This is a genomic window from Ornithinicoccus halotolerans, assembly GCF_009602535.1.
In the GTDB taxonomy this organism is placed as follows: Bacteria; Actinomycetota; Actinomycetes; order Actinomycetales; family Dermatophilaceae; genus Ornithinicoccus; species Ornithinicoccus halotolerans.
The window spans coordinates 22,813-42,510 of record NZ_WIQI01000010.1; the positions used below are offsets into that span (position 1 = coordinate 22,813).

The following is a 19,698-nucleotide window of genomic DNA, read 5'->3' on the forward strand; positions in this document are numbered from 1 at the left end:
GCTGGTCAGCCGCTGCCGCGAGATCGCCGCGACCACGGGTGCTCGGGTGACGGTCACCGAGGACCCGAAGGAGGCGGTGGCCGGGGTCGACTTCGTGCACACCGACGTGTGGGTCTCCATGGGGGAGCCGATGGCGGAGTGGGAGCGTCGCATCGACATGCTGCTGCCCTACCAGGTCAACGCCGGGCTGATGACGGCCACCGGCCGCGAGGACGCCTTGTTCATGCACTGCCTGCCGGCCTTCCACGACACCGGCACGGAGGTGGGCCGGGAGCTGATCGGCCGCTACGCCCACCTGGCCGACGGCGTCGAGGTGACCGACGAGGTGTTCGAGTCTCCGGCGAGCATCGTGTTCGACCAGGCCGAGAACCGGATGCACACCATCAAGGCGCTGATGGTGGCGACGCTGGCGTGACGGAGACAGCGGAGACCACGGGGGCGCGGGACCACGGGCTCCGGCTGCGCGAGCCGGCCCACCGGGTCTCGCCGCGGGCCGTCCCCTACTGGACGGTCCAGGCGCTCATCGTCCACACCATCGTGCTGGCGGTCGCCAGCACCGTCTACTTCACTCTGCTGCCGGAGCGCTGGTGGTGGACGACCGTGATCTACGGGTTGCTGGCGCTGCAGGCGCTGGTGGACGTGCTGGTCAAGCCCCGGGTGCGCTACGCGGTCCACCGCTGGGAGGTCACCCCGACCGCGGTCGTGGCCCGCCGGGGCTGGCTGACCCGGGAGCAGCGGATCGCGCCGCTGTCGCGGGTGCAGACCGTGGACTCGCTGCGCGGCGCGCTGATGCGCATGTTCGACCTGGCCTCGATCACCGTCACCACCGCCTCGGCCGCCGGGCCGGTCAGCATCGACTGCGTCGACTCGGCCACCGCCGAGCGGGTCGTGGCCGAGCTGACCGAGATCACCGGGCGCGACGAGGGCGACGCGACGTGACGGAGCCCTCCCTCCCGCCCCCGCAGGGGAAGCCCGCCGACCTGCCGCCCCCGCAGGGGCAGCCCGCCGACCTGCCGCCCCCGCAGGGGCAGCCCTACGACCTGCCGCCCCCGCCGGACGCGCCGCCCCCACCGGCCCCTGCTGCGGTGCCGGTGGGCGAGCAGTGGCGCCAGCTGGACCCGCGGATGCTCTTCCTGGGGCCGGCCCGCACGCTGCTGTCGCTGGCGGTGCCGATGCTGGTCGCCGTGTTCGGCTTCGGCCAGGGCGGCGGGAGCCAGATGGCGGTGCGGTTCGCCGGCCTGTTCGCCACCCTGGCGGTCCTGTTCGGGCTGATCCCGTGGTTCACCACCCGGTACCGGGTCACCAGCGGCCAGCTGCAGGTGCGTCGCGGCCTGCTCAACCGCACCGTGCTCACCGCTCCGCTGGACCGGGTCCGCAGCGTGGACCTCGAGGCCGGCGTGCTGCACCGGGTGCTCGGGCTGGCCAAGGTCCGCATCGGCACCGGCGTGGACGACACCCGCATCGAGCTGGACTCGCTGGGCCGGGACGCGGCCGCCGAGCTGCGCCGCTACCTGCTGCGCCGGATCGAGCAGACGGTGACTCGGCCGGCGGCTGCCGGCGTGGGGCCGGAGGCGACCGGCCCGGCGGAGGAGGCCGGTGAAGGCACCGAGCTGGCCCGGATCGACTGGTCCTGGCTGCGGTACGCGCCGTTCAGCCTCTCCTCGCTCGCGGTGGTCGCCGGCGTCGGGGGCGTGGGCTCGCAGGTGCTGGGTGACGTCGACGTGGACGAGACGGTGGTGCAGGACGCCTGGGGCTGGCTGACCGCCCAGGCGGTGCCGTTGCTCGTGCTGGCGGCCGTGCTGCTGGTGCTGCTGGCGTGGGTGGTGGTCTCCACGCTCAACTACGTCCTCCAGTGGTGGCGGCTGCGGCTGGTGCGCGAGCCGGGCGGGACGCTACGGCTCACCCGGGGCCTGCTCACCACCCGGTCCACCACCGTCGAGGAGACGCGGGTCCGCGGCGCCCGGGTCGTGGAGCCGCTGCTGCTGCGGCTCGTGCACGGCGCCGAGCTGTTCACGCTGGCCACCGGCGTCGGCAGCGGCGGCACCACGCGGGTGCTGCCGCCCTGCCCGTGGACGGTGACCCGGGACGTGGGCCACACCGTCCTGAGGTCGGACCGGGCGCTGTCCGTCCCGCTGGTGCGGCACGGCCCCCGCGCCCGGACCCGGCAGGTCATCCAGACCCTGGACGGCGCGGTGCTGGTGACCGCGGCGCTGGCGGTCGCGACCTGGTTCCTGGACTGGCCGTGGCCGGTGGTGCCAGCCGGCGCCGCCGTGGCACTGCTGCTGTCGGTGGGCGTGGGGCTGCTGGCCTACCGCAACCTCGGGCACGAGCTCACCGAGGACCATCTGATCGCCGGCAGCGGGGCGCTCAACCGCAGCCGCACCGTGCTGGAGCGCGGCGGCATCATCGGCTGGGTGGTGCGACAGACCTTCTTCCAGCGCCGCCGCGGACTGGCGACCCTGGTGGCGACCACGGCGGCCGGCCCGGAGCAGGTCGAGATCCGCGACCTCCCGCTGCCGCAGGCGGTGGCGCTGGCCGACGCCGCGACCCCCGGGCTGCTCGACGAGTGGCTGCTGCCCGCCGGGGACGGCGCCGGACGCGGACGGCACCGCTCCTGAGCAGGTGGCAGGCTGGAGCCATGACGGATGCTGCCGAGACCTACGACCGGGCGACGTACCTGTTCGAGACCCGGGACTACGCCGGCGCAGCCGACCTGTTCGCCGAGCTGGTGCGGCGGGAGCCGGACAAGCAGGAGCTGCAGCTGACGCTGGCGCGGGCGCTCTACCACTCCGCCCAGCTGGGCCGGGCCGAGGAGCGGCTGCGGGTGCTGCTGGACCGTTGGCCCTCCGATGCCTACGCGCACCTGCTGCTCGCGCGCACGCTGCAGCGCGCGGGGCGGGCCGAGGAGGGGCGCCAGCACCTGCTGCTGGCCCAGGCCATGGGGCTGGACGGGTAGCCGCGCGGCATCAGGCGCGGCATCAGGTCCAGAAGTCGAACCGCATCCGGGCCAGCCACTGCTCCCGGGTGAGCAGCTCGGCGGTGTGCACGGGGTAGTACCAGGCGAACCAGAGCACCGCCAGTGCCAGCACCCCCAGCACCGCCGCCGTGCCCCAGCGCCGCCGGCGCTCGCTGGCCGCGGTGCCCCCCAGCAGCAGCCCCAGGCAGAACGTGAGGACCAGCGCCAGCCACGGCACGAACGCCACGGCGTAGAAGGAGTAGATGGTCCGGCTCTGGTACAGGAACCAGGGCAGCCAGCCGGCGGCGACACCGGACAGCACCGCCCCCGCCCGCCAGTCACGTCCCAGCAGCCACCAGAACGCCACCACCAGCAGGCCCGCCACCGCCCCCCACCACAGCACCAGGTTCCCGAGCGAGGCGATGTAGCGCACGCACTCGGCGGCCTGGCAGCCGTCCTCCCCGCGGCTGGGCCACTCGGCGAAGAACAGCGTGGGCCGCCCCTGCACGATCCACGACCAGGGGTTGGCGGACCAGGCGTGCTCGTTCTGGAGGCCGACGTGGAAGCGCATGATCTCGGCGTGGTAGCTGCCCAGTGAGCGCAGCGCGTCCGGCACCAGCTGCTCCCAGCCGGTCGCCGGGTGGGAGGCCGCCCAGTGCCGCTTGTAGCTGTCGTCGGCCCGGAACCATCCTGCCCACGACACCAGGTAGGTGAGCAGGGCCACCGGCACCATCGCCAGGAACGCTGGCACCCCGTCCCGCAGCAGCCCCGCCGGCAGCCAGCGGCGCACGCCCGCGGCGCGGCGGGCCCCGACGTCCCAGAGCACGGTCATCAGCCCGAACGCGGCCAGGAAGAACCCGGCCGACCACTTGGTGCCCAGCGCCAGGCCCAGACACAGCCCGGCCGCGACCCGCCACCAGCGGAGGCCCAGCCCCGGGCCCCAGCGGAGCACGGCCGCCCCGGGGTCCAGGCCCGCGCACCGTTCCGCCAGCCGGGAGCGGGCCTGGCGCCGGTCCAGCAGCAGCGCCAGGAACGCGCACAGCACCCAGAACATCACGAACACGTCCAGCAGCCCGATCCGGGAGTGCGCGAAGTGGTGGCCGTCCACCGCGAGCAGCAGCGAGGCCGCCGTGGCCAGCGTGGCGTGGTGGAACAGGTGCCAGGCCGCGCGCCCGACCAGCAGCACCGACAGCGTCCCCACCACCGCCGAGGCCAGCCGCCAGCCGAGCCCGGTGTCGACACCGGCGACCAGCTCGCCGACGGCGATCATCCACTTGCCGACCGGCGGGTGGACGACCATGTCCGCCGCGGTGCCCCACACGTCCGGGGTGCCGGCGGTGAACAGCGCGTCCGGCTCCTCCAGCCCGCCCCGGACCTCCCGCTCGTGGCCGTGCAGCACCAGCGACCACGCCTGCTTGACGTAGTAGGTCTCGTCGAACACCAGCTGGTGCGGGTGCTCGAGGCGGAAGAACCGCAGCACCGCCGCGACCGCCGTCACCAGAAGCGGCCCGAGCCACCCCCAGAGCCGGTGGCGGGGGCCCGGTTCGGGACCGAGGAGACGTCGGCGCAGCTGCGCCTCTGGCTCGGCCCGGGTCACGCGGCACATCGTAGGCCGGTCCGCCTGCGGCGACCCCGCGGTAGTACAGTCACCGCGTGGCCACGTCGACACTTTCTGCAGGTCCGCGACGGCGTTCCGGGCCGAGCACCGTTGTCTGGAAGACCGTGATGGCCATCACGGGGCTGATCTTCGTGGGCTTCATCCTGGCCCACATGTACGGCAACCTGATGATCTTCGGTGGCCAGGCCGCCTTCGACGAGTACGCCCACCACCTGCGCGAGCTCGGCGCGCCCATGCTGCCCGAGAGCGGCTTCCTGTGGCTGATGCGCATCACGCTGATCGTGGCGCTGGTGCTGCACGCCTACGCCGCCTTCACGCTGTGGGCCCGCGCGGGCAGGGCACGCCACCAGCGCTACGCCGTCACCAAGCAGGGCTACGGGCAGTTCTACGCCAAGGCGATGCGCTGGGGCGGGGTCGCGCTGCTGCTGTTCGTCGTGTTCCACATCCTGCACTTCACGACCAACACCATCCAGATCAACGGCGACTTCGCAGCCCCGTCCGACCGGCTGGTCTCCAGCTTCGAGGTCTGGTGGGCGGTGCTGATCTACCTGCTGGCGGTGCTCGCCCTGGGCCTGCACCTGCGGCACGGGATCCACGGCGCGGCCATGACGCTGGGCCTCAACACCTCACTGACCGCCCAGCGGCGGATCCACCAGGTCGCGATCGCCGTGGCCGTCGTGACCGTGGTCGGCTTCATGGTGCCGCCGTTCGCGATCCTGCTCGGCCTGACCCCGTGACGCCTGCTGCCACCGCCCGAGGAGTCCACCCATGACGCAGACCCTGATCGACGGCCTCTACCGCGAGGGCGAGCCGATCGTCGACACCAAGGCCCCGGCGGGGCCGATCACCGACAAGTGGCGCACCCGCGTCTTCGACGCCAAGCTCGTGAACCCGGCCAACCGGCGCAAGCTGTCGGTCATCATCGTCGGCACCGGCCTGGCCGGCGCCTCGGCGGCCGCCACCCTCGGCGAGGGCGGCTACAACGTCAAGGCGTTCTGCTACCAGGACAGCCCGCGCCGGGCCCACTCGATCGCGGCCCAGGGTGGCATCAACGCCGCGAAGAACTACAAGGGCGACGGCGACTCGATCTTCCGGCTGTTCTACGACACGGTGAAGGGCGGCGACTACCGCTCCCGGGAGACCAACGTCTACCGGCTGGCCGAGGTCAGCGCCAACATCATCGACCAGTGCGTCGCCCAGGGGGTGCCGTTCGCCCGCGAGTACGGCGGCCTGCTGGACAACCGCTCCTTCGGCGGGGTGCAGGTCTCCCGCACCTTCTACGCGCGCGGCCAGACCGGCCAGCAGCTGCTCATCGGCGCCTACCAGGCGCTGGAGCGCCAGGTCGGGGCCGGCACGGTGCAGATGTACGCCAGGCACGAGATGCTCGAGCTGATCGTGGCCGACGGACGGGCGCGCGGCATCGTGGCCCGTGACCTGGTCACCGGGGAGGTGCAGACCCACCTGGCGGACGCGGTGGTGCTGGCCAGCGGCGGCTACGGCAACGTGTTCTTCCTCTCCACCAACGCCATGGGCTCCAACGTCACCGCGAGCTGGCGGGCCCACCGCAAGGGCGCCCACTTCGCCAACCCCTGCTACACCCAGATCCACCCGACCTGCATCCCGGTCTCGGGCGAGCACCAGTCCAAGCTCACCCTGATGAGCGAGTCGCTGCGCAACGACGGGCGGATCTGGGTGCCGAAGCGGCGGGAGGACTGCGACAAGGACCCGCGGGACATCCCCGAGGAGGACCGCGACTACTACCTGGAGCGCATCTACCCCTCCTTCGGCAACCTGGTGCCGCGAGACATCGCCTCCCGGCAGGCCAAGAACGTCTGTGACGAGGGCCGCGGCGTCGGCCCGAAGGTCGGCGACTTCCGCCGCGGTGTCTACCTGGACTTCGCCTCCGCGATGGAGCGGATGGGCGAGGACGCGGTGCGGGCCAAGTACGGCAACCTCTTCGACATGTACCAGCGCATCACCGGGGAGGACCCCTACCAGGTGCCGATGCGCATCTACCCGGCGGTGCACTACACGATGGGCGGGCTGTGGGTCGACTACGACCTGCAGTCGACCATCCCCGGCCTGTTCGTGACCGGGGAGGCCAACTTCTCCGACCACGGCGCCAACCGGCTGGGTGCCTCGGCGCTGATGCAGGGCCTGGCCGACGGCTACTTCGTGCTCCCGAACACCATCCGCCACTACCTCGCCGACGGCCCGTACGAGCCGGTGCCCGAGGACCACCCGGCGGTGGTCGAGGCCCAGCAGTCGGTCCAGGACCGCGTGCAGCAGCTGCTCGCCGTCAACGGCGAGCGCTCGGTGGACTCCTTCCACCGCGAGCTCGGCAACATCATGTGGGAGTACTGCGGCATGGAGCGGAGCGAGGAGGGCCTGCGCAAGGCCGTCGACCTGATCCGCTCGCTGCGGGAGGAGTTCTGGCGCAACGTCCGGGTGCTGGGCGCCGCCGACACCCTCAACCAGTCGCTGGAGAAGGCCGGCCGGGTGGCCGACTTCCTCGAGCTGGGCGAGCTGATGTGCATCGACGCGCTGCACCGGCGCGAGTCCTGCGGCGGGCACTTCCGTGCCGAGTCGCAGACCGAGGACGGGGAGGCGCTGCGTCACGACGACGAGTACGCCTACGTCGCGGCGTGGGAGTGGGGCGGCGACGACGGCGCCCCGGTCCTGCACAAGGAAGACCTGCAGTATGAGTTCATCGAGCTGAAGCAACGGAGTTACAAGTGAAGGTCACCCTCAAGATCTGGCGGCAGGACGGCCCGCAGGACGAGGGGCGGATGCAGACCTACGCCCTGGAGAGCGTCTCGGAGGACATGTCGTTCCTGGAGATGCTGGACGTCCTCAACGAGGAGCTCACCGCCCGCGGCGAGGAGCCGGTGGCCTTCGACTCCGACTGCCGCGAGGGCATCTGCGGCATGTGCGGCCTGGTCATCAACGGCGAGGCCCACGGGCCGGAGCGCACCACGACCTGCCAGCTGCACATGCGTTCCTTCAAGGACGGCGACGAGATCACCATCGAGCCGTGGCGGGCCGACGCCTTCCCGGTCATCCGGGACCTGGTCGTGGACCGCTCCGCCTTTGACCGGATCGTCGCCGCGGGCGGCTACATCTCGGTCAACACCGGCGCCGCGCCGGACGCCCACGCCACCCCGGTGCCGAAGGAGAACGCCGACCGGGCGTTCATGGCCGCCGAGTGCATCAGCTGTGGCGCCTGCGTCGCGGCCTGCCCGAACGCGTCGGCGATGCTGTTCACCGGCTCCAAGGTCACCCACCTGGGTGAGCTGCCGCAGGGGCAGCCGGAGCGGTACGCCCGCGTGCTGCAGATGGTCGACCAGCACGACGCGGAAGGCTTCGGCGGCTGCACCAACCTCGGGGAGTGCTCCAACGCCTGCCCGAAGGGCATCCCGCTCAACGTCATCTCCCAGCTCAACCGCGACCTGAACGCGGCGCACCGGCACCGCTGACGGGCGGGGGCGGCCACCGTGGGCGAGCAGCGTCAGCCGGCGCTGGTGTTGGCCGCTACCCCCATCGGTGACGCACGCGACGCCCCGCCGCGGCTGCTGGAGGAGCTCACCGGCGCCGACGTCGTCGCGGCCGAGGACACCCGGCGGCTGCGGCGGCTGTGCGACCGGCTGGACATCCGACCTCGCGGGGAGGTCCTCAGCTACCACGAGCACAACGAGGCCCGGCGCACGCCCGAGCTGGTGGAGCGGGTCGCCGCGGGCGACCGGGTCGTGCTGGTCACCGACGCGGGGATGCCGTCGGTGTCCGACCCCGGCTACCGGCTGGTCAGCGCCCTGGTGGAGCGTGGGCTGCCGGTGACGGCCGTGCCCGGGCCCAGCGCGGTGCTGACCGCGCTGGCGGTGTCCGGCATGCCGGTGGACCGGTTCTGCTTCGAGGGGTTCCTGCCGCGCAAGGCCGGGGAGCGCCGGCGGGTGCTGGCCGGGCTGGCGGAGGAGCGGCGCACCATGGTGCTGTTCGAGGCGCCGCACCGGCTGGCGGCCACGCTGGAGGCGATGGCCGGGGCGTTCGGGGCCGACCGGCCGGCCGCGGTGTGCCGCGAGCTCACCAAGAGCTACGAGGAGGTGCGTCGCGGGCCGCTGGCGGAGCTGGTGAGCTGGGCGGCCGACGGCGTGCGCGGCGAGATCACCGTGGTGGTCGCGGGCGCCTCCGGTGAGCCCCCCGCCCGCGATGTCTCGACGGTCGTCGCCGCGGTCGAGGCGCGCGTCGCGCAGGGGGAGCGGCTCAAGGACGCCTGCGCCGCCGAGGCCGGAGCAGGGTTCTCCAAGAAGGACCTCTACGAGGCGGTGCTCGCCGCCCGGCGGTAGCGGCGGGCCGCCGGCTGCCGGTCGGTGGCGTCCTCCGGAGCAGCGAGCCGCGCCGAGGCGTCGTCAGCGGTACCCGGCCTCGGACAGCGCGCGGTCCCGCTCCCGTCTCCGGCGTCGGGTGGAGGACCACAGCAGCCACAGCCCCCACAGCAGGAGGACCAGGACCAGCAGCACGACGACCGGGAAGAATACCGCCGCCAGGCTGAGCCCCACCGACGCGGTGTCCTCGGCGGCCGAGACCACCGGTGCGCCGAGCCCGCCGGTGCTGCCGTTGACGAGCGGGCGGGCGACCGCCTTGCCGGTGTGCACCACCCCCGCGACGACGATGCCGAGGACGACGCCCACCCAGGGGTTCTGCTGCAGGAACGAGGAGCTCTGCTCGTAGTCCTCGGCCGCCTGCGTCGCGGCGAAGATCAGCCCACCGGTCGCCGGGCGCACGAAGGTGCCGACCGCGTCGTTGATGTGGTCCACCACGGGGACCTTGTCGAAGACGACCTCGAGCAGCAGCAGACCGGAGGCGATGCCGATCGCCCACCACGACTCGATCCAGCCGTACTGCGCCGGCAGGCTCACGGCGTCGGTGAAGCGGGCCAGCAGCGCGACGATGAGGAAGGGGATGTAGGCGTTCAGGCCGGCCGCTGCCGACAGCCCCATCCCAGTCAGTGTCGCGAGCATCTCCTCGCCCCCTTCGTCGTACCGGCGCCCCGGAACCGGGCACCGTCCAGTTTTCCACGGCTGCGCTCTGACGCAGGGCACTCGTGGCCCGTTCCGCCGTCGGTGTCCTTCCCGGGAGGTGACGGCTGCGCGAGGATGAGGTCAGGAGGAGGCGACGCGGGTGCGAGGACGCCACCGGGCACGGGCCGTAGCGGCCGGGCTGACGGTGGCCGGCCTGCTCGCCCTGGCCGCGGTGCTGACCGCGACCGGTCTCGCCGATCGCTTCGCGAGGCCTGCGGACCCGGTGGCCGTGCCGGAGTGGGACTCCACCCGTGACTTCCGGTTCCAGCTGGGCGAGGGAACCTACCCCCGGCTGGACGTCGTCCGCGAGGCCGGTGCGGACCGGTTCCGGGTGAGCTCCACCATCTCCACGGCCACCGAGCTCGAGGGCACCGCCCTCGCGAGCCTGCCCGGGAGCGAGCTGTTCGTGGGTCCGGGGGTCACCGTGCTGCTGACGCCCGCCCCCCGGGGCCTCGAGGACGGTGCCCACTACTGGCTGTCCGGCCCGGCGGATCTCGGCCGCTCCGCCGTCTACGGCACCTCGCGGGTGGTCGAGCACGGCAGCCACACCCTGCTGGTGCAGGTCCTGGTGTCGCGGCACCCGATCCGCGCCGAGGACGTAGGGGACATCGCCTGGGTGGTCGACGGCACGGTCGGGCTGGCCAGCGGTGCCACGGTGCACCAGGCAGACCTCGAGTCCGGGGGCCGGCGGCTCCTCGTCTGGCGCGCCCCCGAGCAGGACCTGGTCGGCTACGTCACCCGTGACCGGGGTCCGCGGCTGTGGGGTGCCGGGCTCGACCGGGGCCACCTCTACGGCGTGGCGGTCCGCGAGGACGGGGAGGCCGGGCGAGCGACGTCGCGGCAGTGGCGCTTCGCCGTGCTGCCGGCCGGGGTGCGTGAGGTGACGGCGGTCCTCGATGACAGCGTGGGGACGGTGATGCCGTTCGAGACCGTCCCGCTCGGGTCGGAGACGGTCGCCTACCGGCTGCTGGACGGCGTGGACGTGGAGCGCCGCGCGTCGGGCCACTGGGAGCTGTCCTGGCTCGATGCAGCCGGCGTGCGCCGTGACGTCGTCGAGGCAGCGGCGGGGGAGGGGGAAGGTGCGGCAGCGCCGGGCTCCGCGCCGACGCTGGACCCCACGGCTGAGCTCGACGTCGAGCTGGCGCCGGTGGAGTCCGGTCTCGCGGTGCCCGTCCTGGTCCGCAGGGAGGCAGCGGCGGACCGCTTCACGGTGCTGCTGCAACGGCCGGACGGCACCCAGCCGCTGCAGCCGGTACCGGGCGAGCTGCCGGGCCAGGCGCAGCTGTTCAGTGACGGCGAGCTGACGTCCGTGCTGCTCACCCCGGTCTCGGGTGACGTCGACGCCGAGGAGACGCAGCTGCTCGGGACCCTGCCCGGCCGCGGCACCCAGCACACCGTGGTCACCCAGGACGGTGACCAGCGGCTGCTCGCGCACGTCTTCCGGGCCGACGCCCCGGTCCGGGCCAGCGACGTGCGGGACGTGCTCTGGGTCACCGGCGACCGGGTAGTGGCCGCCAGCGGGACGCCGGTGCTGGCAACCGAGCTCGCGGACGTCGGTGAGGGCGGCCAGGCGTTCGTGGTGCCCGAGCACCAGGTCGCCGGGGCGCTGCTGCCCTGGAGCGCCCTCCCGCTGCAGGTGGCCACCACCGGCCAGCCGCAGCTGCTCAGCCTGGCCGTGGGCAGCGTCGGCCCCGGGCGGACCGACGGGGCCCGGCTGCTCCTGGCGCTGCTGCCGGGTGGCGCGAGCGAGCCCCGGGTGCGGCTCGACGACCGGGACCGCACCCAGCTGCGGCTGCACACCGCGACACTCGGCGAGCACACGCTTGGCTCCGCCGTCGTGCGGGGGGTCGACGTCGCCACGGAGAACGACCAGCCGGCGCTGTCCTGGACCAGCGCCGGCGGCACCCGGCGGTCGCTGGCCGGTGTGCACGAGGCTCCCCCCTCCTGAGCGGCGCGCGGCAACGACTCAACCTTCGGCGAGGGCACGCCGTTGGGGTAGAGAGGGCCAATGACCGGCAGGAGGGGCCGCGTGGGAGGAGAGTCCGACGAGGAGTTCGCGGGTTTCGTCCGCGACGCCTCGCCGCGGCTGCTGGCCGCCGCCTGGCTGCTCACGGCCGATCGCCACAGCGCCGAGGAGCTGGTGCAGGATGCGCTGGAACGGGTCTATCTCCGGTGGCCACGGCTGCGGTCGGGGCAGCCGCTGGCCTACGCGCGGAAGGTCATGACCAACCTGCACACCGACCGGTGGCGCCGCCGTCGGCGTGAGGTCCTGGTCGAGGCCGTGCCCGAACGTCCGGCCAGCGAGCGGCCATCCCCTCCCGGTGGCGCGGGCGTGGACGTGGTGCGGGCGTTGCAGCAGCTCCCGCCGCGGGAGCGGCAGGTGGTGGTGTGGCGCTACTACCTGGACCAGTCCGAGCAGCGCACTGCCGAGGAGCTGGGCGTGAGCCCGGGGACGGTGAAGAGCTCGGCGTCGCGTGGGCTGGCCCGCATGAGGGAGCTGCTCTCGGAGGGAGATGAGTCGCGTGCGCACAGCCGATGACCTGCGCCGGCTGCTCGCCACCGCGGCCGCCGAGGCGCCCCCGATGCACCTCGAGCCGGACGCCGTGATCGCTGCGGCGCAGGCCCGTCGTCGCCGAACGATGTGGCGGGCCGTCGGGACCCTCGGGGCGGCCGCGGTGCTGGTCACCGCCCTGGTTCTCGGGCTGACCGGGCCCCTGGGTGAGCTGCGCTCCTCGACGGAGCCGGCGTCGGTCCCGGAGTGGGACACCACGCGCGACTTCTCCGCGGTGGTCGAGACCGGCCTGTCCGCCTACGACGGTGAGGAGCTGCACGGACCGGTCCCCGCGCTGGAGGTCACGCGCAGCGCGGGAGCCGAGCGGTTCACGGTCACCGACACGACGAACGGGGAGCAGCTCGACGGTGCCCCCGCGCAGGGGCTGCCGGGAAGCGAGCTCTTCGCCGGGGAGGACTACGCCGTGCTCCTCATCCCCGCCCCCCGAGGCGTGGACGGCAGGAGCACCGAGTGGCTGTTCGACTGGAGTGCGCTGGGCAACTCCGGTGTCGGTCAGACGGCACGCGTGGTGGACGACGGTGGCCAGACCCTGCTGGTTCACGCGATGGCCGCCGCGACACCGGTCCCACCGGACGCGGTGGGCGAGGTCGTCTGGGTGGTGGACGGCACCATCGGGCTGGCCAGCGGGGAGGAGGTGCAGCAGGCGGAGGTGGAGTCGGCCGGGGAGCGGCTGGTGGTCTGGCGGTCGCCAGGAAGCGACCTGGTCGGGACCTTCCAGGATCCGCCGAGCCCGCTGATGGCATCGCACTTCACCCGGTACGCGCTCTACCGTTCTCCGGTCCGGGGCGAGGGGGCCGAGGGCCAGGTGAGCCGGCTGTGGAGCTTCGTGGTGCTGCCCGAGGGCGCTCAGCAGGTCCGCGCCGTGCTGGACGACGAGGTCGGCACGGTGGTGCCCTTCGAGACCGTCCCCCTCGGCCCGGAGACCCTCGCCTACCGGCTGCTCGACGGCGTGGAGGTGGCGCAGTCCGACACGGGCGTCTGGGACGTGGCGTGGCGGGACGCCTCGGGCGAGCCACGGCACCTCTCCGACCTCGCCCGGGACGCCGGGTAAGGCGGGGAGGGCCGGGCGTCGGGCAACGGGGTGACCACCGCCGTCTGGCAGCGGGGCGGCTGACCGGCCCAACTAGACTGCGGCGCCATGACCCGAGTCCTGTCCGCCGTCGCCTGGCCCTACGCGAACGGGCCGCGCCACCTGGGCCACGTGGCCGGGTTCGGCGTGCCCTCCGACGTGTTCAGCCGCTACATGCGGATGGCCGGTCACGACGTGCTGATGGTCTCCGGCACCGACGAGCACGGGACCCCGATCCTGGTGGCCGCCGACAAGGAGGGCGTCCCGGCCCGCGAGCTCGCCGACCGCAACAACCGGCTCATCGTGCAGGACCTGGTCGACCTGGGCATCTCCTACGACCTGTTCACCCGCACCACCACGGCCAACCACTACCGGGTCGTGCAGCAGATGTTCACCGCCGTGCACCGCAACGGGTACATGGTCGAGAAGACCACCCACGGCGCGGTCAGCCCGCGCACCGGGCGGACGCTGCCGGACCGCTACATCGAGGGCACCTGCCCGATCTGCGAGTACCCCGAGGCCCGCGGCGACCAGTGCGACAACTGCGGCAACCAGCTCGACCCGACCGACCTGATCGAGCCGCGCAGCCGCGTCGACGGGGAGGTGCCGGAGTTCGTCGAGACCCAGCACTTCTTCCTCGACCTGCCGGCGCTGGCCGAGGCGCTCGGGGAGTGGCTGGACCAGCGGGAGGCCTCCGGGCTGTGGCGGCCCAACGTCATCCGGTTCTCCAAGAACATCCTGGAGGACATCCGGCCGCGCGCGATGAGCCGCGACATCGACTGGGGCATCCCGATCCCGCTGGAGGGCTGGCGCGAGCAGCCGACCAAGCGGCTCTACGTGTGGTTCGACGCCGTGATCGGCTACCTGTCGGCGTCGGTGGAGTGGGCGCGGCGGATCGGGGACCCGGACCGCTGGCGGCAGTGGTGGAACGACCCGCAGGCGCTGTCCTACTACTTCATGGGCAAGGACAACATCACCTTCCACTCCCAGATCTGGCCGGCGGAGATGATCGCCCACAACGGCCAGGGCGACCGCGGGGGTGAGCCTGGCCCCTACGGGGAGCTGCAGCTGCCCACCGAGGTGGTCTCCAGCGAGTTCCTGACCATGGAGGGCCGGCAGTTCTCCTCCAGCCGTGGGGTCGTCATCTACGTGCGGGAGGTCCTGCAGCGGTACCAGGTGGACGCGCTGCGCTACTTCCTCTCCGCGGCGGCGCCGGAGAACGCCGACAGCGACTTCTCCTGGCCCGCGTTCGTCGAGCGCACCAACAACGAGCTGGTGGCCGGCTGGGGGAACCTGGTCAACCGCACCGCCAGCATGGTCGCCAAGAACTTCGGCGAGATCCCGGTCGCCGGACCGCTCGAGCCGGTCGACGAGGAGCTCCTCTCGGCCGTCCGCCAGGGCTTCCAGACCGTCGGGCCGCTGATCGGCGCGCACCGGCAGAAGGCGGCGCTGACCGAGGCGATGCGCCTGGTGGGGGAGGCCAACGGCTACGTGTCCCGCACCCAGCCGTTCAAGCTCAAGGGCGAGGACCAGCGTGAGCGGCTCGGCACCGTGCTGCACGTGCTGGCCCAGGCCGTGACCGACCTCAACACCATGCTGAGCCCGTTCCTGCCGCACAGCTCCAACCAGGTGCACCGGGCGCTGGGCGGGGACGGCCAGTTCATGCCGATGCCGCGCATCGAGGAGGTCACCGACCTGGACGAGCCCGAGCGGCCGGGTTACCCGGTCATCACCGGGGAGTACTCCTCGATGCCGCGCTGGGAGCCCCGCCCGCTGACGGTGGGGGCGCCCGTGGCCAAGCCCACCCCGATCTTCACCAAGCTGGACCCGGGCATCGCCGACGACGAGCGGCGGCGGCTGGGGCTGCCCGTGGACGACGAGTAACCGATGACCGACCGCCGCGAGCAGGAGCGCCCGCCTGCCCCCGAGCCGCTGCCGATCCCGGTGGTGGACAACCACTGCCACCTGGACATCTCCCGCGACGGCACCCCAGCACCGCCGGTGTCCGAGGCGGTAGCGGCCGCCGCCGCCGTGGGCGTGGACCGGCTGGTCCAGATCGGATGTGACCGGGAGGCCGCCCGGTGGACGGTGCAGGTCGTGCAGCAGCACCCCCAGGTCGTCGGCGGTGTGGCGATCCACCCCAACGAGGCGCCCGGGCACGCCGCCGCCGGCGACCTGGAGCAGGCGGTCGAGGAGGTCGCCGAGCTCGCTCGCCACCCGCGGGTCCGGGTCGTGGGGGAGACCGGGCTGGACTACTACCGCACCGGCCCGGAGGGGGTCGCAGCGCAGCAGGAGTCCTTCCGGCGCCACATCGAGCTCGCCAAGCAGACCGGCAAGGCGCTGCAGATCCACGACCGGGACGCCCACGAGGACGTGCTGCGCATCCTCGCCGAGGAGGGCGCCCCGGACCGGACGGTGCTGCACTGCTACTCGGGCGACATGGCGATGGCCCGCGAGTGCGTGCGCCGCGGCTACTACCTCTCCTTCGCCGGCACGGTCACCTTCAAGAACGCGCGCGACCTGCGGAACGCGCTGGCGATCACACCGCCGGAGCACCTGCTCGTCGAGACCGACGCGCCCTACCTGACGCCGAGCCCGCACCGGGGCCGCACCAACGCCTCCTACCTCGTGCCGCTGACCGTGCGGGCCATGGCCGCCACCCTCAACGTGGCGGTGCCGACGCTGTGCCAGGCCCTCTCGGCCAACAGCGAGACGGTCTACGGGCCATGGTGAGCAGGTGAGCGGGGAGGACGCCGCCCTGCTCGGGCCCGCGGAGGTCCGCGACCTCGCCGACCTGCTCGGGATCCGCCCGACCAAGCAGTGGGGGCAGAACTTCGTCATCGACAAGGGCACCGTGCGGCGTATTGTGCGCGCCGCCGGCGTCGGTGAGCAGGACGTCGTGGTGGAGGTCGGGCCAGGGCTGGGCTCGTTGACGCTCGCGCTGCTGCCCCGGGTCCGCCAGGTCACCGCCGTGGAGATCGACCCGGCGCTTGCCGGGCAGCTGCCGCGCACCGTGGCCGAGCTCGCCCCGGAGCTGCTCCCTCGGCTGACGGTGCTCAACGCGGACGCCCTGCGGGTGGACGCGCTGCCGGACCCGCCGCCGACGGCGCTGGTGGCCAACCTGCCCTACAACGTGGCGGTGCCGGTCGTGCTGCACCTGCTGGAGCTGCTCCCGAGCCTGCGCACCGGGCTGGTCATGGTGCAGCTGGAGGTGGCCGAGCGGCTGGCGGCCGCGCCCGGGTCGAAGGTCTACGGCGTGCCCAGCGTCAAGGCCGCCTGGTACGCCTCGGTGTCCCCGGCCGGCCGGATCGGGCGGACGGTGTTCTGGCCGGCGCCCAATGTCGACTCCGGCCTGGTGCGCCTGGAACGCCGGGACCCGCCCACCACCGAGGCCTCGCGGGAGGAGGTCTTCGCGGTCGTCAACGCCGCGTTCGCGCAGCGCCGCAAGACGCTCCGTGCCGCCCTGGCGGGGTGGGCGGGCAGTCCCGCGCGTGCCGAGACGGTGCTGCGCACGGCGGGGATCGAGCCCACGACCCGGGGGGAGCGGCTGACCGTGGAGCAGTTCGCGGCCGTCGCGGCAGCGGCGCGACGGACGCCATAGGGTGAGCAGCATGACGACCGCCGCGCAGCCACCCGCCGGGGTGACCGTCCGCGTCCCGGGCAAGATCAACCTCGAGCTGGTCGTCGGCCCCCGGCGCGATGACGGCTACCACGAGCTGGCAACCGTCTTCCACGCCGTGAGCATCCACGACCACGTCACCGTCGTCCGCGCCGAGGAGTGGTCGGTGCGCACCACCGGCGACCTGGCCGCCCGGGTGCCCGACGACGAGAGCAACCTGGCACTGCGGGCCGCCCACGCCCTGGCCGAGCGGCACGCCGTCGAGGAGCCGGTCGCGATCACCATCGACAAGCAGATCCCGGTCGCTGGCGGCATGGCCGGCGGGTCCGCCGACGCGGCGGCCGCGCTGGTGGCCTGCGACGCGCTCTGGGGGCTGGGGCTGCCGCGGGAGGACCTGGTCTCCGTCGCGGCCGCGCTGGGCTCGGACGTGCCGTTCCTGCTGTACGGCGGCACGGCCGTCGGGAGCGGCCGGGGTGAGCGGCTGGCGCCCGTGCTCTCCCGCGGGGAGCTGCACTGGGTGCTCTGGGCCAGCCACGACAGCGGGCTGTCAACGGCGGCCGTCTACGCCGAGGCCGACCGGCTGCGGGGGGAGGCCACCGTCACTGAGCCGGAGCCTTCCGATGACCTGCTGGTGGCGCTGCGCACCATGGACACCGCCGCGGTGGGCGCCTGCCTGCGCAACGACCTGCAGCAGGCGGCGCTGAGCCTGGCCCCGGAGCTGGCCGACGTGATCGAGGCCGGGCGCGAGCTCGGGGTGGAGGGCGCGGTCGTGTCCGGCTCCGGCCCGACCGTGGCCTTCCTCGTCGCCTCCAGCGCCGCGGCCCTCGACCTCTCGGTGGGTCTGGCCGCGCGGGGGCCCGAGGGCGACATCCGGCGGACGGTCGGCCCCGTGATGGGGGCCCAGGTCGTCGGTCCGCCCGTGCCGTCCGGGCCGACCCTGCACATCGGCTGATGGCGGGTCTGGTCTCCCTGGACCGAGCCGGCCTGACCGCCGGCACCCAGGTCCTGCTCGACCGCGTCTCCGTCGGGGTGCTCGACGGGGACCGCGTCGGCGTGGTGGGCCGCAACGGCGGCGGCAAGACCAGCCTGCTGCGGGTCCTCGCCGGTGAGCTGGAGGTCGAGTCCGGCCGGGTGATCCGCACCGGTGACGTCTCCGTCGGCCGGCTCGGGCAGGCCGACGACTTCCGGCCTGCAGCCACCGTCCGCTCGGTGGTCCTCGGCGACCTGGCCGAGCACGAGTGGGCCGGCGACGCGCGGGTGCGGGACGTCGTCACCGGGCTGCTCGGCGACCTCGACGCCAGCGGCGTCGGCGGCCTGGAGGCCCCGGTCGCGCCGCTGTCCGGAGGGGAGCGGCGACGGGTCGCGCTCGCCTCGATGCTGGTCGCCGACCCGGACCTGCTGCTGCTCGACGAGCCCACCAACCACCTGGACGTCGAGGGGGTGGCCTGGCTGGCCGGCTACCTCTCCACCCGGCGTCCCCGAGCCGGCAGCGCGCTGCTCGTCGTCACCCACGACCGGTGGTTCCTCGACGCCACCTGCACCCGCACCTGGGAGGTCGCCGACGGACAGGTGCACACCTACGAGGGCGGCTACGCCGCCTACGTGCTGGCGCGGGCCGAGCGCGAGCGGGTCGCCCAGGTGACCGCCGAGCGCCGCGCCAACCTGCTGCGCAAGGAGCTGGCCTGGCTGCGGCGCGGACCCCCCGCCCGCACCAGCAAGCCGAAGTTCCGCATCGACGCCGCCAGCGCGCTGATCCAGGACGAGCCCCCGCCGCGCGACGAGGTCGAGCTGGTCCGGTTCGCCACCACCCGGCTCGGCAAGGACGTGCTCGACCTGCTGGACGCGACCGTCACCGTCGGCGACCGGACGATCCTGGACCGGGTGACCTGGCGGCTGGGCCCGGGTGACCGGTTCGGGATCGTCGGCGTCAACGGTGCCGGCAAGTCCACGCTGCTGCGGGTGCTGCAGCGCCGGGTCCCGTTGCAGGCCGGCAAGCTCAAGGTGGGGGCCACGGTGCGGACGGCCTACCTCAGCCAGGAGCTGCGCGAGCTGGACGAGGTCGCCGGCCGCAGCGTCATCGACGCGATCACCGACGTGCGCTCGTTCACGACCCTCGGCGGCAAGGAGGTCTCCGCCAGTCAGCTGGCGACCCGGCTGGGATTCAGTGGGGGCAGGCAGCAGTCCCGCGTCGGCGACCTCTCCGGCGGGGAGCGGCGCCGGCTGCAGTTCCTGCGGCTGCTGATGGACGAGCCCAACGTGCTGATGCTCGACGAGCCAACCAACGACCTGGACATCGACACCCTCGCCGCGATGGAGGACCTGCTCGACGGCTGGGCCGGCACGCTGCTAGTGGTCTCCCACGACCGCTACCTGCTCGAGCGGGTCACCGACCGGCAGGTCGCGCTGCTGGGCGACGGCACGCTGCGCGACCTGCCCGGTGGCGTGGAGGAGTACCTGCGACTGCGGCACGCCCAGCAGCAACAGCCCTCCGGTGACGGGCGACCCGCCTCCGGAGGGGCTGCAGCGCAGCAGGCGGAGAGGAGCGGTCCCAGCGCCGCCGAGGCGCGGGTGGCCCGCAAGGCGCTGGCCCGCGTCGAGAAGGCGCTGACCCGGCTGCACGAGCGCGAGGAGCGGTTGCAGCACCGGATGGCCGAGGCGGCGACCGACCCTGAACGGCTCACCGAGCTGACGCGCGAGCTGGACGCGGTCCGCGAGGAGATCGCGGGGCTGGAGGCCGAGTGGCTGGAGACGGCCGAGGTCGTCGAGGGCTGAGCCCTCGGGTCAGCTCC

Annotated in this window: 18 protein-coding genes; 16 read left to right on the forward strand and 2 right to left on the reverse strand. The window is 73.4% G+C overall.

Features of this window, described 5'->3' with window-relative positions; genetic code table 11:
• The first annotated feature begins 1 nt into the window (after position 1).
• The 4 genes from GFJ45_RS03860 to GFJ45_RS03875 are packed head-to-tail and all read left to right on the forward strand — an operon-like array spanning position 2 to position 2,956.
• Positions 2–415 (forward strand): Rossmann-fold NAD(P)-binding domain-containing protein, encoded by a 414-nt coding sequence (locus GFJ45_RS03860; RefSeq protein ID WP_153394338.1) that lies wholly within the window; start codon positions 2–4, stop codon positions 413–415.
• Positions 412–939 (forward strand): PH domain-containing protein, encoded by a 528-nt coding sequence (locus GFJ45_RS03865; RefSeq protein ID WP_153394340.1) that lies wholly within the window; start codon positions 412–414, stop codon positions 937–939. Before GFJ45_RS03860 ends, GFJ45_RS03865 begins: the two co-directional genes overlap by 4 nt.
• Positions 936–2,618: a PH domain-containing protein gene (locus GFJ45_RS03870; protein ID WP_153394342.1), complete on the forward strand. Its 1,683-nt coding sequence runs from the start codon at positions 936–938 to the stop codon at positions 2,616–2,618. Before GFJ45_RS03865 ends, GFJ45_RS03870 begins: the two co-directional genes overlap by 4 nt.
• Before the next feature lie 20 nt (positions 2,619–2,638).
• Positions 2,639–2,956 (forward strand): tetratricopeptide repeat protein, encoded by a 318-nt coding sequence (locus GFJ45_RS03875; RefSeq protein WP_153394344.1) that lies wholly within the window; start codon positions 2,639–2,641, stop codon positions 2,954–2,956.
• 22 nt (positions 2,957–2,978) lie between these two features.
• Here the strand turns inward: GFJ45_RS03875 and GFJ45_RS03880 are convergent, their stop codons facing one another.
• On the reverse strand, positions 2,979–4,562 hold the full coding sequence (locus tag GFJ45_RS03880; protein WP_153394346.1) for a dolichyl-phosphate-mannose--protein mannosyltransferase: 1,584 nt from the start codon (positions 4,560–4,562) through the stop codon (positions 2,979–2,981).
• 47 nt (positions 4,563–4,609) lie between these two features.
• Between GFJ45_RS03880 and GFJ45_RS03885 the strand changes: the two genes are divergently transcribed.
• Genes GFJ45_RS03885 through rsmI form a run of 4 tightly spaced genes read left to right on the forward strand, consistent with a single transcriptional unit; the run spans position 4,610 to position 8,914 of the window.
• Complete coding sequence (locus GFJ45_RS03885; RefSeq protein ID WP_153394348.1) at positions 4,610–5,311, forward strand: succinate dehydrogenase cytochrome b subunit; 702 nt, start codon at positions 4,610–4,612, stop codon at positions 5,309–5,311.
• A gap of 31 nt (positions 5,312–5,342) precedes the next feature.
• Positions 5,343–7,313 carry a fumarate reductase/succinate dehydrogenase flavoprotein subunit gene (locus GFJ45_RS03890; protein WP_153394350.1) on the forward strand — a complete coding sequence of 657 codons (1,971 nt, stop codon included), beginning with the start codon at positions 5,343–5,345 and terminating at the stop codon, positions 7,311–7,313.
• Positions 7,310–8,050, forward strand: coding sequence for a succinate dehydrogenase/fumarate reductase iron-sulfur subunit (locus tag GFJ45_RS03895; protein ID WP_153394352.1), 741 nt, complete (start codon positions 7,310–7,312; stop codon positions 8,048–8,050). Before GFJ45_RS03890 ends, GFJ45_RS03895 begins: the two co-directional genes overlap by 4 nt.
• Before the next feature lie 18 nt (positions 8,051–8,068).
• Entirely contained in the window at positions 8,069–8,914 is an 846-nt protein-coding gene (gene rsmI, locus GFJ45_RS03900) for a 16S rRNA (cytidine(1402)-2'-O)-methyltransferase (protein WP_153394354.1), read from the forward strand.
• Positions 8,915–8,977: 63 nt separating this feature from the next.
• On the opposite strand, the gene GFJ45_RS03905 is transcribed toward rsmI, so the two are convergent.
• Entirely contained in the window at positions 8,978–9,589 is a 612-nt protein-coding gene (locus tag GFJ45_RS03905) for a DUF4126 domain-containing protein (RefSeq protein ID WP_153394356.1), read from the reverse strand.
• A gap of 160 nt (positions 9,590–9,749) precedes the next feature.
• Between GFJ45_RS03905 and GFJ45_RS03910 the strand changes: the two genes are divergently transcribed.
• The 8 genes from GFJ45_RS03910 to GFJ45_RS03945 all read left to right on the forward strand — a co-directional run bounded on the left by GFJ45_RS03910 (position 9,750) and on the right by GFJ45_RS03945 (position 19,681).
• On the forward strand, positions 9,750–11,597 hold the full coding sequence (locus GFJ45_RS03910) for a hypothetical protein (protein WP_153394358.1): 1,848 nt from the start codon (positions 9,750–9,752) through the stop codon (positions 11,595–11,597).
• An 81-nt stretch (positions 11,598–11,678) separates the two neighbouring features.
• Positions 11,679–12,188, forward strand: a complete 510-nt coding sequence (locus tag GFJ45_RS03915; protein WP_228386449.1) for a SigE family RNA polymerase sigma factor — start codon at positions 11,679–11,681, stop codon at positions 12,186–12,188.
• Complete coding sequence (locus GFJ45_RS03920; protein WP_153394362.1) at positions 12,172–13,272, forward strand: hypothetical protein; 1,101 nt, start codon at positions 12,172–12,174, stop codon at positions 13,270–13,272. Before GFJ45_RS03915 ends, GFJ45_RS03920 begins: the two co-directional genes overlap by 17 nt.
• Positions 13,273–13,359: 87 nt before the next feature.
• Positions 13,360–15,174, forward strand: a complete 1,815-nt coding sequence (gene metG, locus GFJ45_RS03925) for a methionine--tRNA ligase (protein ID WP_153394364.1) — start codon at positions 13,360–13,362, stop codon at positions 15,172–15,174.
• 3 nt (positions 15,175–15,177) lie between these two features.
• A complete protein-coding gene (locus tag GFJ45_RS03930; protein WP_153394366.1) occupies positions 15,178–16,023 on the forward strand; it encodes a TatD family hydrolase in 846 nt (281 codons plus the stop codon).
• 4 nt (positions 16,024–16,027) lie between these two features.
• Positions 16,028–16,891 (forward strand): 16S rRNA (adenine(1518)-N(6)/adenine(1519)-N(6))-dimethyltransferase RsmA, encoded by an 864-nt coding sequence (gene rsmA / locus GFJ45_RS03935; RefSeq protein ID WP_153394368.1) that lies wholly within the window; start codon positions 16,028–16,030, stop codon positions 16,889–16,891.
• Positions 16,892–16,901: 10 nt separating this feature from the next.
• The gene (locus GFJ45_RS03940; RefSeq protein WP_153394370.1) at positions 16,902–17,861 is read left to right on the forward strand and encodes a 4-(cytidine 5'-diphospho)-2-C-methyl-D-erythritol kinase; all 960 of its coding nucleotides are present in this window, start codon (positions 16,902–16,904) and stop codon (positions 17,859–17,861) included.
• Positions 17,861–19,681, forward strand: coding sequence for an ABC-F family ATP-binding cassette domain-containing protein (locus tag GFJ45_RS03945; RefSeq protein ID WP_153394372.1), 1,821 nt, complete (start codon positions 17,861–17,863; stop codon positions 19,679–19,681). Before GFJ45_RS03940 ends, GFJ45_RS03945 begins: the two co-directional genes overlap by 1 nt.
• Positions 19,682–19,698: the final 17 nt, after the last annotated feature.